Here is an 11,917-nt window from a genome sequence, read left to right on the forward strand (position 1 = left end):
GGACACGGGGTGTCCGGGCGGGTGTCTAGGCTGGAAGGTGTTGTCGGGCAGTCGCCGCCGGTGCAGCCGGTGGCCCCTACGAGCCGAGGAAACCCGTGAGTGACACCCCATTCGGATTCGGCCTTCCGCCGGAGGAGCCGGACGACGGCGACGACGGCAGGAAGAAGGGCGGCCAGGGAGGTAGCCAGGGCCCCGCGAACCCGTTCGGGTTCGGCGGCGGGAGCGGCGGTGCGGAGAACCCCTTCGCGGCGCTCTTCGGCGGTGCGGGAGGGCCCGGTGGCGAGATGAACCCCGGCGATCTCGGAGCGGCGTTCCAGAGGCTGGGCCAGATGCTCTCCTACGAGGGCGGCCCGGTGAACTGGGACATGGCCAAGGACATCGCCCGGCAGACGGTCGCCCAGGGCACCGAGGACGGCTCCAAGGACGCCAGCGTCTCACCCGCCGAGCGCAGCGCCGTCCAGGAGGCGGTCCGCCTGGCGGATCTCTGGCTGGACGGTGTGACCTCGCTGCCCTCGGGCGCGTCGTCGGTGGTCGCCTGGTCCCGCGCCGAGTGGGTCGAGGAGACCCTGCCGGTGTGGAAGGACCTGGTGGACCCGGTCGCCGAGCGGGTGGGCACGGCCATGGGTGACGTGCTGCCCGAGGAGATGCAGGCCATGGCGGGCCCGCTGATCGGGATGATGCGCAGCATGGGCGGCGCCATGTTCGGCACGCAGATCGGGCAGGCGCTGGGCGTGCTCGCCGGTGAGGTGGTGGGCTCCACCGACATCGGTCTGCCGCTGGCCCCGGCCGGCCGGGCGGCCCTGCTCCCGGTCAACATCGACCACCTCGGCGAGGGGCTGGGCGTCCCGAAGGACGAGGTGCGGCTGTACCTGGCACTGCGCGAGGCGGCCCACCAGCGGCTCTTCGCCCATGTGCCGTGGCTGCGCTCGCACCTCTTCGGTGCCGTGGAGGGCTACGCCCGCGGGATCAAGGTCGACACCGGCAAGCTGGAGGACGTGGTCGGCCAGTTCGACCCGCAGAACCCGGAAGAGATCCAGAACGCCCTGCAGCAGGGCATGTTCCAGCCGGAGGACACCCCGGAGCAGAAGGCGGCGCTGGCCCGGCTGGAGACCGCCTTGGCGCTGGTGGAGGGCTGGGTCGACGCGGTGGTGCACGCCGCAGCGGAGCCCCACCTGCCCTCCGCGGGCGCCCTGCGGGAGACGCTGCGCCGGCGGCGGGCGAGCGGTGGCCCGGCCGAGCAGACCTTCGCCACCCTCATCGGCCTGGAACTGCGCCCCCGCCGGCTGCGGGACGCCTCCCGGCTGTGGGCCTCGCTGGCCGACGCCCGCGGGCTGGACGGGCGCGACGCCCTGTGGGAGCACCCCGACATGCTGCCCACCGCCGAGGACCTCGACGACCCGGACGGCTTCGTCCACCGCGAGCAGCCGGACTTCTCCGAGCTGGACCGCATCCTCGGCGAGGCAGCGGGCAGTGGCCCGGACCTGACCAAGCACGGTGAGGCGGCGGCGGACAGCGGGGCTTCGCAGTCCGGGAGCGCCGGGGAAGGCCGGGCCGGTGGGGGACCCCGGGGCGACGACGGCTCCGAGGGGACCACCGGGGACGACGAGGACGGGCGCGACGGCGGTAGCGGCCGGTGAGCCTTGCAGAGCTGCACGGGGACGCGGTGGAGGTCCTGAAGGGCTGGACCGCGTCCGACGCTCAGCAGGAACGGTTGCGCGACGCCTACCTGGAGCACCTCGCCGCGCATCCGGACGGTGTGGCGAGGGCCTGTGCGGCCGGCCATCTGACGGCCAGCACGCTGGTGGTCGACCCGCCCCGGCAACGCGTCCTGCTGACCTTGCACCGGAAGCTCCGGATGTGGCTGCAGATGGGTGGCCACTGCGAGGACCACGACGCCACGCTGGCCGCGGCAGCGCTGCGGGAGGGACGCGAGGAGTCGGGGCTGGGCACGGCGTTGACGCTGCTGCCCGTCGGCCCGGTGCGGCTGGACCGCCACCTGACACCGTGTGCCTGGCACCTGGACGTGCAGTACGCAGCCCTGGCGCCCGAGGGCGTGGCTCCCGAGATCAGCGACGAGTCGCTGGACCTGCGGTGGTTCTCGTTCGAGGAGGTACCGCACGTGGCAGACGCCTCGGTGGTGCGGCTGCTGGAGGCCACGCTCGCGGTGGTGTGAGTGAGCCCGGTGCCGGTCCGGTCCGGTCCGCGGAGAGCGTGCACGGACCGGGGCGAGGCCGGGTCGTGCCCGGTTCCGGTCGGGGCGACGGGCACCGGGCCGAGACCGGCCCTGCGGATCGTTCCGGAGCACCTGCCGGCAGGAGACCGTGGTGACCCGCCGGACAAGGAGCGGGGGCTGCCGGGGACGTCGATAATCGCCTCGACATCGGTCGCCGCGACCGGGGATGCTTCGCGCGATGACCAGACTCAACGACAAGCCGCCCGCGTGGGACGAGCGCACCCAGCTCACCACCTTTCTCGACTACGCACGGGACACCGCCCGCGCCAAATGCCGTGGCGTCTCTGAGGAGAACGCACGCAGAGCGCTCCTGCCCGGTTCACCGCTGATGACCATGAGCGGAGTGATCAACCACCTCCGCTGGGTCGAGTACTACTGGTTCCACGTGGTCTTCCTCGGGGAGGAGGACCGGGCCCCCATGACCGATGAGGATCCCGACCGCGAGATGCGTATCGCCGTCGACTTCCCGCTCGCGCAGTTGCTCGACGAGTACGCCGACCAGAGCAGCCGCTACCGCGAACTGGTCGCCGGGAACAGTCTGGACAAGCAGGCCCAGGGAACCATCCGCGACGGCCTCCACGTCGACCTGCGCTGGATCCTGCTCCACCTCACCGAGGAGACAGCCCGTCACAACGGCCACCTGGACATCCTGCGCGAGATGCTCGACGGCGCGACCGGCCGCTAGGTCTTTCTTCTGGACCAGGCTGGATCAGGGAGCGGCATCTGGTGCCGTGCATCGCAAGGCTGAGGTGGGGGTGCCCCCGGCCGGAGGTGGGGGGGGTGCGAGCCCAGCAAGGTCCGAGAGAGCGGACCCTGGCCTCCGGAAGAGCCGTGGCGGCGCGTTGGCCTCGGGGCCTGTTTCCGGTGCCGGCCGGGGCGGCAGGCACCGGAGTTTCCGGTGCGCAGCCGCCTCCCCTGCGCCGCCCGGCTCAGTTGGTGAAGATGTTGCCCTGGTTGGCGCCGTGTGCCCCGCTTCCCCCCATGCCGAACTGTGCCGCGAGGCCGCTGCCTATGACGGCGTTCTGCGGCGGCAGCAGCTCACTGGGCTGCACCAGCGCATAGCCCTGGCCGAGGAAGCTGAGCTCCCACCCCTCGCCTGTGCCGCCGCGCCGCCGCCACACGCCCGAGGAGTGCGTCTGGGCCTGCATCTGGACGTTCAGCCCGCTGGACCAGGCGACGACGGCGTCGGCATCGGCGTTGACGTAGGTCTCCGGGGTGACGTTGAGCATGAGGGGCTGACCTGAGGTCATCAGGGCGACCTTGCCCTGTCCCGAGATGACTGTCTGGTACTTGCCGGTCCCCGAGATGCCGTACTGGCTGTCGACGGAGATGACCTCCCAGTTCAGCGAGGAGTCCAGGGCCAGGACGTAGGCGCTGTCGACGGTGAGACCCTCGTAGTCCACGTCGACGAGGTGGACGTGTTGTGCCAGGTTGGCGAGGTAGACCGTGCCACGTCCGGAGACGCGCATGAGGTCCAGTCCCTCCCCGGTGAGGGCACGGGCCATGCGACGGCCGTGGTGCTGGTACTCGCCGTCGAACTCGACCATCCCCTGGTAGGCGACCATGCTGCCCTTGCGCGCCAGGATGTCCTCACTGCCGTCGACGGTGACGCGCAGCAGGTAGCCGTTCTGGAGGGCGTAGCGCTCATGGGTCTGGGCCTCGGTGTGGGCGAACAGCGGGCTCTGCATGTCTTCCTCCCCCTTCAGCCGCGTGCGCGGAGCCGGTCGGTGCTGTCCTCGCTGGGCTGTACCACGACGAAGCCCTGTCCGGAAAAGCCGAGTTGGTAGGCCTCGCCGCTGCCCCGCCCGATCATCGAGGAGGCCTTGAAGCTGCGCTTGCCCTTCATCCTGAGGTGGGTGGACCAGGCCACGAGTGCGTCCGGGTCGACGTAGGTCTCGTCCTCCCCGCGACCGCAGTCCACGACCACGGGGGTGCCGCGTGAGGTCAGCGCGACCCAACCGGTGCCGCTGACGGCGACGTTGAACAGCCCCTGGCCGGCGAACTTCGCCATGCCCTTGACGCGCTGCACGCCCCACTGGAGGTGCGCGTCGAAGGCGAGCAGGTTGGTGCCGTTGACGGAGAGGGAGTCGCCGTCGAGGTGGACACAGACGACATCGGCTCCGTAGTCGGCGAGGTAGAGCAGTCCGTCGCCGCTGCACTTCATCAGCGGTGCGCCTTCTCCCGTCAGCCACTGGGAGGCCATCTGCCGTACGGCGGGCGGATTCGGTTCGTACTGGACGAAGCCCTCGTAGGCGATCATCGACCCCGTGCGGGCGAAGAGGTCCTGGCCGCTCTGCATGGCGATGCGCACCATGGAGTTGCCGTGGTTCTCCATACGGGCTGCGGGTGGCCTCGGGGCGTGGTCCGACAACTGCTGTTGCTGGGTCATGGCTGTCCCCTCAGACCTCGTACGGCTGGACGACGATGAAGTTCCCGGGCGCGCCGCGGAACTGGAGGTTCACCGTCTCCCCGGAGTGTCCGGGGTAGGCGGCCCGGCGCAACCGCACCTGGCTGGAGATGATCACCTGGGCGCCGGCGGACCAGGCCACGATGGCGTTGGCGTCGGCGAAGGTGGTGGGCGTGACGGGCAGGACCACCGGCGTGCCGTGGGTGGTGACCACGACGGTGCCCGTGCCCTGGAACTGCATGGTGAACAGTGCGCCACCGGGGATGCCGTGGCCTTCGACACGCCGTACCTCGTGGCTGAGCGACTCGTCGAAGGCGAGCACCCGGTCGGCTGAGACGCAGATGGCGTCGCCCTGCAGCTCGATGGGGTGGACGTGGGCTCCGTTGTCCGCGAAGAAGACCTGCCCCTGACCGACGCAGCGCATCAGCTGCATCTCCTGTCCGGTGGCGTTGCCGACGATGCGGCCCCGGATGCCCGCGCCCTTGTACCCGAAGTCGACCTTCCCCTGGTAGAGCACCATGCTGCCCTGGCGGGCGAGGACCGGCTGCCCGTCGACGCCGAGGTCGGCGCGCACCAGCTTGCCGTTCTGCAGCGCCCACCGCTGCCCGGTGGGGGCTTCGTGGTACTTCTGCAGGACGGCACCCAGACGCGCACCCTGGGGTGGGTCCTGAGGTATCTGACCGGCCCCGGCACAGGGGGCCGGCGGCTGGCCCGGCGCGAAGCCACCGGGCGGCGGGTACGGGCCGGGCGGCGGTGCCGGGGCGGGGTAGGGCGCAACCGGCGGGGGCGCGACGGGCGGACCGGGCGGGGGTGGTGCCGGGGCGACGGGCGGCGGCGGAGCCGGTGCGGCGGGCGGTTTCAGGGGGGCGACGACGGTGGGCGCGGAGTGCATCTGAGGTGCCGGCTCAGGGGCAGCGGGCTGCTGCGGCAGGGTGGGGGTCTGCGGCGGCGGGCCGGGCGCGGGAGCCGGAGCGCCGAAAGCGGGCGGCGGAGCGGCGGGGGTGGCGGGAGCACCGAACGGCGGTGGTGCGGCGGCAGGAGTGGCCGGTGGTGCGAAGGCGGGCGGCGCGGCCTGCTGGTCCGGGGCGGGGTCGGCCTGGCTGCTCTCCTCCTCCAGCACCTCCCCGCCGAAGTGGCGGAGCAGGGCTTCCAGGCCGCCGTCGAACCCCTGGCCGACGGCGGCGAAGCGCCACACGTCCTTGAAGTAGAAGTCACCGAGCATGACGGCGCGTTCGGTGCTGAACTCCGAACCGTCGAAGGCGTAGCGGGCGACCTCCTCCCCGCCTGCGACGATGCGGATGTAGCCCGGGCCGATCTGCGACATCTGACCGGCACCGTCGACAGTGGCGGTGAAGGACAGACGGCGGACCTGTTGCGGCACCCGGTCGAGAGTGACGCGGAAGGACTCCGTGTCGCCCGCCTGTGCACCCAGGAGCTGGATGGACTCCTCGGGGGACTTCGGCTGGTTGAAGAAGACGAAGTAGCGGTCGTCGGAGAGCCGTTCCTCGGCGTCGAGCCCGAAGCAGCTGATGTCGAAGGTGAGGCCGGCGCCGGCGATCTGCACACCCACGTACAGGTCCGTTCCCGCGGTCAGTTCGCTGACCCTGGCCTTGTGGCCCCGTTGAAGTTCCCTGGCCATACCGAAGACCGCCCCCCGTTCCGCCGTCGTCTTTCTCGGTGTGTCGCCAAAAGGCTAACCGTTCACGGTGACCGGGGCGATGGCGCAGCGTGGCCTGTGGACAAGTCCCGTATCCACCTGATGGGAAGGGGTTCACGTGCGGCTGCGTGTGTATGGACCCCTCCTGCCCGGGCGGGCGGCGACCGGGCAGGAGGGGGCGGCTCAGTCCTCCAGGTTGGGAAGGCGACCGGCTGCCGCGACCCCCTCCAGGTACCCGCGCGCCCGCTCCGTCCTGGGGTATGCCTCCAGGAGACGCCAGAAGCCGGGGCCGTGGCCGGGGACGAGCAGGTGGGCGAGTTCGTGGAGCAGTACGTAGTCCACGACGAACTGCGGCATCCCGTTGATCCGGTGGGAGAGGCGAATGCTGCCCTCGGAGGGCGTGCACGAGCCCCAGCGACTGTTCTGGTTGGTGACCCATCGCACGGTGACCGGACGCGCCCGGCCCTGCAGGTACTGGGAGGAGAGTTCCGCGGCACGGGCGGCCAGGTCGTCGTCGCTGAGCCTGCGCCGCTGCTCCTGTGCGGCCAGCCTCTCCAACATGACGGCCACCCAGCGCCGCTCCTCGGACTCGGACATCTGCGCCGGGACGAGGACGATGGTCCGGCCGTCCTCGCGGTAGGCCGAGACGGTGCGCCGCCGGCGCGCGCTGCGGCGCACCTCGACCACCGGTGCCGTGGTCTCCGCGGGGGCGGGGATGTCGCCGAGACCGCCCTGCAAGCCGTCGAGGCCGGTGTCGTCGCCGGGCTGCTCGCTGCGGTGACCGTCTAGGGCCTCGGGGTGCGGGGTGACAGGGCGACCGCGGCGGGGCCAGGACGGTCCTGGTTCGTGCCGGGCGGTGCGGTGCTCGGTGTTCAGGGGCACGGCGTCCCCGTCCGGCGCTTGCTCGGCGGATCGACGCGATGACTTCGCGGCTCGGCGCAGGGGGTCGGCGGACACCTCTCGACCGTACCTGCTGGCCGGTGCGAAGTCCCGCCACGAGCGGGTGTGCCCTCGCGTCCGAGCGGCTCCGTCCCGCGATCCCGGCTCGGCCCCGCCCACCTGGCTCCCCAGCCCCTCCAAAGTCATCTCGTACGACTTACTCCGGCGCCTGTGGACAACTCTGTGCAGCGTCCTGGTCACCGCAGGCATCCTCCTTGCGTCAGGAACGCACACGCCTCCTGGCGCGCTTCCCGGGCTCGCGGCTCTCCGTACTCACCGAGGGCTCGGGGTCCGTCACTCGCCCGGCCCCTGTGGCCGGCCGGTCCCCGGCGCCTCGGCGCCCCGCTGCAAGGAGGAACCATGTATCCGATGCTCAAGCCGGCCCTGCGCCGCGGCTGGCGGGACACCCGGACCGTCCGCTTCGGGGTAGCGCCCGCACACTCGGTCGTGCTGGGTCCTCTGGACACCGCGACCGGCACCTTCCTGGGCCTTGTCGACGGCACTCGCAGCATGCCCCAGCTGGAAGCAGCCGCCACCTCCCTGGGACTCTCCCCCGGCCACGCCCGGTCCGTGGTGGTACGGCTCGGCGAGGCTGGGCTCCTCGACTCGCCGAAGGGGGGTGGACCGGCCGCGGACGCGGTACGTGAGGACACCGCCGCCTACGACCGGCTCCGGCCCGATCTGGCCTCGCTCTCCCTCCAGCACCCGGAGCCGGCGGGCTCGCTCGCCCGTATGGGAGCGCGCCGCACGGCTCGGGTACGGGTGCGCGGTGCCGGGCGGGTGGGGGCCGCCGTCGCCGCGTTGCTGTCGGCCTCGGGGGTGGGGAGGGTGGACGTTCTTGACGGTGGCCGGGTCGAACCCTGGGACACCCTGCCGGCCGGAGTCGCTGCGGACCAGGTGGGTCGCCGTCGCGATGCGGCAGCCCGGCGACTGGTGGGCCACTCCTCCCCCTGGACGACCAGAGGGCACCCCCGGCCGGCCGCCCCCGCCGGGGCGGACCGTACGGAGGGCTGTCCCACCACGGCCCCCGAGGCGGGGTCGTCCCCCGCGGCCACGTCAGCCTCCTGTGGCACCCCAGCGCTCACGGTGGTGGCGCCCCGCGACGGCCTCGCCGCCTACGCCCCTGATCCGCTCCTGCTCGAACCATTGATGGAAGCCGGTGCTCCGCACCTGTTCGTCGGGGTGATGGAGGGCACGGGGCTGGTCGGTCCGCTCGTGGTCCCCGGCAGATCCGCCTGCAGCCGCTGCTGGGAACTGGGCAGGACGGACATCGAACCGGCATGGCCGCGGTTGCTGGCGCAGTGGCGTTCGGGGCGCGCGGTGCAGGGGGTGGCGGCGACTGACGCCGCCCTCGCCACCCTGGTCGCCGGCCTCGCTTCGGTGCAGGCCCTCGCCTTCCTGGACGGTCTCGATCCGCCGTGCCTGGGGGCGCGCTGGGAGACGGCACTGCCGTGTGGCGACTGGCGTCTGCGCCGGGTCACACCCCATCCGGAGTGCGGGTGCGGAGTCGGGGCGGATTCTGTGGCGGCGGGCGCCGCTGTCGCAGCCGGGGTGGGTGGCGCCTCGTGAGCCTGCTGCGGCGTTGCGGGACGTCGCCTCGGGCGACCGTGCCAGGGGGCGCGCCTGGTGGCCGGCATACCGGGAGCGTCCTCGTCCTTCCGGGCGGGTGGCGCAGCCGAGAAGATGGAAGGGCCGCGAGCAGCCGGCAGGAAAGGCACGGACTGGAGGGGCGTATGTCGGATCTTCCCCGTAAGGCGGTCACCCGCACCGCCAAGCTGGCTGCGCTCCCGCTGGGGTTCGCGGGCCGCGCCACGTGGGGCCTGGGCAAGCGGATCGGCGGCCGGTCCGCGGAGCTTGTGGGGCGCGAACTGCAGCAACGCACCGCTGATCAACTCTTTCGCGTTCTGGGCGAGTTGAAGGGGGGCGCGATGAAGCTGGGGCAGGCTCTCTCCGTCTTCGAGTCGGCCCTGCCGGAGGAGGTGGCGGGTCCGTACCGGGCTGCTCTGACCAAGCTGCAGGAGGCTGCGCCCCCCATGCCGGCCTCGACCGTTCACTCGGTGATGTCCCGGAGTCTGGGGAGGGACTGGCGGGACCACTTCACCGAGTTCTCGGATGCTCCTGCGGCAGCCGCCTCCATAGGGCAGGTGCACCGGGCGACTTGGCACGACGGCCGCGAGGTGGCCGTCAAGGTGCAGTACCCCGGTGCGGGCGAGGCTCTGGTGGCGGACCTCACTCAGCTGAGCCGTTTCGTGCGGCTGTTGGGGCCGTTGGTGCCCGGGTTGGATCTGAAGCCGCTGGTCGCCGAGGTGCGGGCACGGGTGGCAGAGGAACTCGACTACGCCATGGAGGCACAGGCGCAGCAGGCGTACGCGCAGGAGTTCGCCGGTGATCCCGACGTGGTCGTCCCCTCGGTGGTGCACCAGAAAGCCCAGGTGCTGGTGACCGACTGGATGGACGGCGTGCCGTTGTCGGAGCTGATAGCCGACGGCTCCCAGGAGCAACGGGACCGTGCCGGGCAGCTCCTCGCCCGGTTTCTCTTCGCGGGGGTGGCCCGCACCGGGCTGCTGCACGCCGACCCCCACCCCGGTAACTTCCGGGTCCTGCCCGGTGAGGGCGCCGCGGACCCGGTGACGGGCATGCGCCTCGGGGTGCTGGACTTCGGCACTGTCGACCGGTTGCCGGGCGGGCTTCCGCCGACGATCGGGACGGCACTCCGTCTGGCGCTGGACGGCGAGGCCGGGGAGGTCTACCGGCTGCTTCGGGAGGAGGGCTTCGTCAGGGAGACCGTGCACCTGGACGCCGACGCCGTCCTGGACTACCTGTTGCCGATCATCGAGCCGGCCCGGGTGGAGGCGTTCGCGTTCAGCCGGGGGTGGATGCGCATCCAGGCAGCCCGGATAGCGGATCCGAGGTCACCTGCCCACCAGTTGGGGCGTCAGTTGAACCTTCCGCCGTCGTACCTGCTGATACACCGGGTCACGCTCAGCACGATCGGGGTGTTGTGCCAGTTGGGGGCGTCGGTACGGCTGCGTCAGGAGCTGGCGGGGTGGGTTCCCGGGTTCGCGGAGCATCCGGGGAGCACTGGTCCGGTGCCCGTGGACGCGGCGGGCTCGAAGACTGCCGCTGATCCGACGCCGGAGTCCGCCCCTTCGGCGCCTCCTCCTGCGCAGATCCCGAAGGACAGGTGACTGACCGCACCGGGCCGTACGGGCTCGGCCCCTTCGGTCCACGCCGCTCTCGGTGGGACCGGGCCGAGCGGGTGAGGAGCAGATGCGCGTCGTAGGCGGCCGGCCACCTGGCCCTGCCACCCCTGGCACGCAGAAGGACCGCGGGGCCCTGTCGCTCATGGGCTCCGCGGTCCCGGGGAGAGGCTCCGGTCACCACTCCCCTACTGCATGACAGCCATCGCCAGGGCGCGGCGGGCACGGAGCGTGGCCCGCTCCGCGCGGCGCTGCATGCGTTGGGCGAGGGCGAACCGTCGAGCGGCCCGCAGGTCCTCGGCCTCTTGTAGCAGTTGGGCCATATGCGCACGCGCCATGGCTTCTGGGATGAGTTGCAACTCTCGGGTCCTGTTCTGACGGGTGTCCATGGCACCGGCGGTGCGGGGGGCGTCCGTGAGGGTGGGGTTCATCTCGGGGTCCTGCTTCTGGGGGTCCCGCATGGCGGGACGATCGATCGTTCCTGCTCCGGTGATGTTCATGCCGCGACCGGGTTCTTACGCGGACGGCCACGGGGCCGCTTGCGGGGCACGACGACGCCCTGGACGAACAGCTCGCCGCCCCAGACGCCCCAGGGCTCGCGCCGGTCCTTGGCGCCAGCCAGGCAGGCCTCGCGGACCGGGCAGGTCTGGCACAGAGCCTTGGCGTACTCGACGTCTGCCGGGGACTCGGCGAAGAAGACCTCCGGGTCGTACGTGCGGCAGGGGACGGACGCCCCCAGGCGCTCGATCTCGTCGTCGAGTTCGGTGAGCGGCAGCAAGGTGTCCTCCGTGGGATCAGGCGGAATCAAGTCGGTGGCTACGGACGGGGTGTGCGTCTGGAGTTGCACTGTGGTGTGTCCTCGTCTGTTCGGCGTGGTCCCCCCGGCTGGTGGCCGGGGGTCGAAAACGAAAGGGCCGCGGATCCCTGTGTGGGTTCCGCGGCCCTGGAAGGTACCGACCTGATCTGCCGATCAGGCTGAATCTCTCCAGGGTGGGAGTCCGCGGTGGGCCCACGTGTACTGCTTGACGTACTGCTGGTGGAATCCGGCACCGTTGGTGGTGATGTCACCGGAGGCATGTGCCTCGGTTGCTACCGCGGGTGCCTGGGTCGGTCGCTCATTGCGCTCGCGGACCGCAAAACCCGCGAGGGACGCCGGACGCGCGGACTCGGCGCCGGACATACCGGTGGCGAGCAGCGACATACCGGGCAGCGAGACGCCGACCTGCGAAATGCCGAGGGGGCAGACGTCGACCAGAAGATCGGTCGCTTTCTGGTTCATCACGATGCTGATCACTGGGCTCGCCTCCTCTCGGCGTATCGGGGGGCCGGTGTCCCGGCCCGAACGTCTTCCTGGCAGCACGGATCGTACGGTTCTGGGGAGCCCCGTGCTTTCCGTGTCACGAAGGCTATGGTGATGCGCTCCACGGGCGCAAACCATTTTTCCGACGAGTTTTCCGGACTCCTCGTCGCCCCTCCCCGGT

General features: G+C 71.6%; 12 protein-coding genes. 5 read left to right on the forward strand and 7 right to left on the reverse strand.

Going from position 1 to position 11,917, the window contains the following annotated elements; genetic code table 11:
• Window positions 1-95 precede the first annotated feature (95 nt).
• From ACFV3R_RS13285 to ACFV3R_RS13295, 3 genes are all read left to right on the forward strand, one after another.
• Window positions 96-1,637 carry a zinc-dependent metalloprotease gene (locus ACFV3R_RS13285; protein ID WP_385580373.1) on the forward strand — a complete coding sequence of 514 codons (1,542 nt, stop codon included), beginning with the start codon at window positions 96-98 and terminating at the stop codon, window positions 1,635-1,637.
• Entirely contained in the window at window positions 1,634-2,173 is a 540-nt protein-coding gene (locus tag ACFV3R_RS13290; RefSeq protein ID WP_385580376.1) for an NUDIX hydrolase, read from the forward strand. Before ACFV3R_RS13285 ends, ACFV3R_RS13290 begins: the two co-directional genes overlap by 4 nt.
• A 238-nt stretch (window positions 2,174-2,411) precedes the next feature.
• Window positions 2,412-2,918 (forward strand): DinB family protein, encoded by a 507-nt coding sequence (locus tag ACFV3R_RS13295; RefSeq protein WP_385580379.1) that lies wholly within the window; start codon window positions 2,412-2,414, stop codon window positions 2,916-2,918.
• Between the two features lie 244 nt (window positions 2,919-3,162).
• Here ACFV3R_RS13295 and ACFV3R_RS13300 read toward each other — a convergent pair whose 3' ends face one another.
• From ACFV3R_RS13300 to ACFV3R_RS13315, 4 genes are all read right to left on the reverse strand, one after another.
• On the reverse strand, window positions 3,163-3,921 hold the full coding sequence (locus ACFV3R_RS13300) for an AIM24 family protein (protein WP_385580382.1): 759 nt from the start codon (window positions 3,919-3,921) through the stop codon (window positions 3,163-3,165).
• Window positions 3,922-3,935: 14 nt separating this feature from the next.
• Window positions 3,936-4,622 (reverse strand): AIM24 family protein, encoded by a 687-nt coding sequence (locus ACFV3R_RS13305; protein ID WP_385580386.1) that lies wholly within the window; start codon window positions 4,620-4,622, stop codon window positions 3,936-3,938.
• A gap of 10 nt (window positions 4,623-4,632) precedes the next feature.
• On the reverse strand, window positions 4,633-6,279 hold the full coding sequence (locus ACFV3R_RS13310) for a TerD family protein (protein WP_385580389.1): 1,647 nt from the start codon (window positions 6,277-6,279) through the stop codon (window positions 4,633-4,635).
• A 201-nt stretch (window positions 6,280-6,480) separates the two neighbouring features.
• Complete coding sequence (locus ACFV3R_RS13315; protein ID WP_385580545.1) at window positions 6,481-7,035, reverse strand: M48 family metallopeptidase; 555 nt, start codon at window positions 7,033-7,035, stop codon at window positions 6,481-6,483.
• A gap of 561 nt (window positions 7,036-7,596) precedes the next feature.
• On the opposite strand from ACFV3R_RS13315, the gene ACFV3R_RS13320 reads away from it, so the two are divergent.
• Together ACFV3R_RS13320 and ACFV3R_RS13325 are read left to right on the forward strand one after the other, a co-directional pair.
• The gene (locus ACFV3R_RS13320; RefSeq protein ID WP_385580392.1) at window positions 7,597-8,805 is read left to right on the forward strand and encodes a ThiF family adenylyltransferase; all 1,209 of its coding nucleotides are present in this window, start codon (window positions 7,597-7,599) and stop codon (window positions 8,803-8,805) included.
• 164 nt (window positions 8,806-8,969) lie between these two features.
• Window positions 8,970-10,424 (forward strand): ABC1 kinase family protein, encoded by a 1,455-nt coding sequence (locus tag ACFV3R_RS13325; RefSeq protein ID WP_385580395.1) that lies wholly within the window; start codon window positions 8,970-8,972, stop codon window positions 10,422-10,424.
• 200 nt (window positions 10,425-10,624) lie between these two features.
• Here the strand turns inward: ACFV3R_RS13325 and ACFV3R_RS13330 are convergent, their stop codons facing one another.
• The 3 genes from ACFV3R_RS13330 to ACFV3R_RS13340 form a co-directional block, all read right to left on the reverse strand.
• Window positions 10,625-10,936 (reverse strand): hypothetical protein, encoded by a 312-nt coding sequence (locus ACFV3R_RS13330; protein ID WP_385580398.1) that lies wholly within the window; start codon window positions 10,934-10,936, stop codon window positions 10,625-10,627.
• Window positions 10,933-11,283: a WhiB family transcriptional regulator gene (locus ACFV3R_RS13335; protein ID WP_385580401.1), complete on the reverse strand. Its 351-nt coding sequence runs from the start codon at window positions 11,281-11,283 to the stop codon at window positions 10,933-10,935. The genes ACFV3R_RS13330 and ACFV3R_RS13335 overlap by 4 nt, the downstream gene beginning before the upstream one ends.
• A gap of 123 nt (window positions 11,284-11,406) precedes the next feature.
• Entirely contained in the window at window positions 11,407-11,730 is a 324-nt protein-coding gene (locus tag ACFV3R_RS13340; protein ID WP_385580404.1) for a hypothetical protein, read from the reverse strand.
• Window positions 11,731-11,917: the final 187 nt, after the last annotated feature.

The organism is Streptomyces sp. NPDC059740 (assembly GCF_042733155.1).
In the GTDB taxonomy this organism is placed as follows: Bacteria; Actinomycetota; Actinomycetes; order Streptomycetales; family Streptomycetaceae; genus Streptomyces.

Coding starts and splice junctions, on each gene's coding strand:
- ACFV3R_RS13330 (WP_385580398.1), bottom strand. CDS start 10,936: ATGAACATCACCGGAGCAGGAACGATCGATCGTCCCGCCATGCGGGAC.
- ACFV3R_RS13295 (WP_385580379.1), top strand. CDS start 2,412: ATGACCAGACTCAACGACAAGCCGCCCGCGTGGGACGAGCGCACCCAG.
- ACFV3R_RS13305 (WP_385580386.1), bottom strand. CDS start 4,622: ATGACCCAGCAACAGCAGTTGTCGGACCACGCCCCGAGGCCACCCGCA.
- ACFV3R_RS13310 (WP_385580389.1), bottom strand. CDS start 6,279: ATGGCCAGGGAACTTCAACGGGGCCACAAGGCCAGGGTCAGCGAACTG.
- ACFV3R_RS13320 (WP_385580392.1), top strand. CDS start 7,597: ATGTATCCGATGCTCAAGCCGGCCCTGCGCCGCGGCTGGCGGGACACC.
- ACFV3R_RS13325 (WP_385580395.1), top strand. CDS start 8,970: ATGTCGGATCTTCCCCGTAAGGCGGTCACCCGCACCGCCAAGCTGGCT.
- ACFV3R_RS13300 (WP_385580382.1), bottom strand. CDS start 3,921: ATGCAGAGCCCGCTGTTCGCCCACACCGAGGCCCAGACCCATGAGCGC.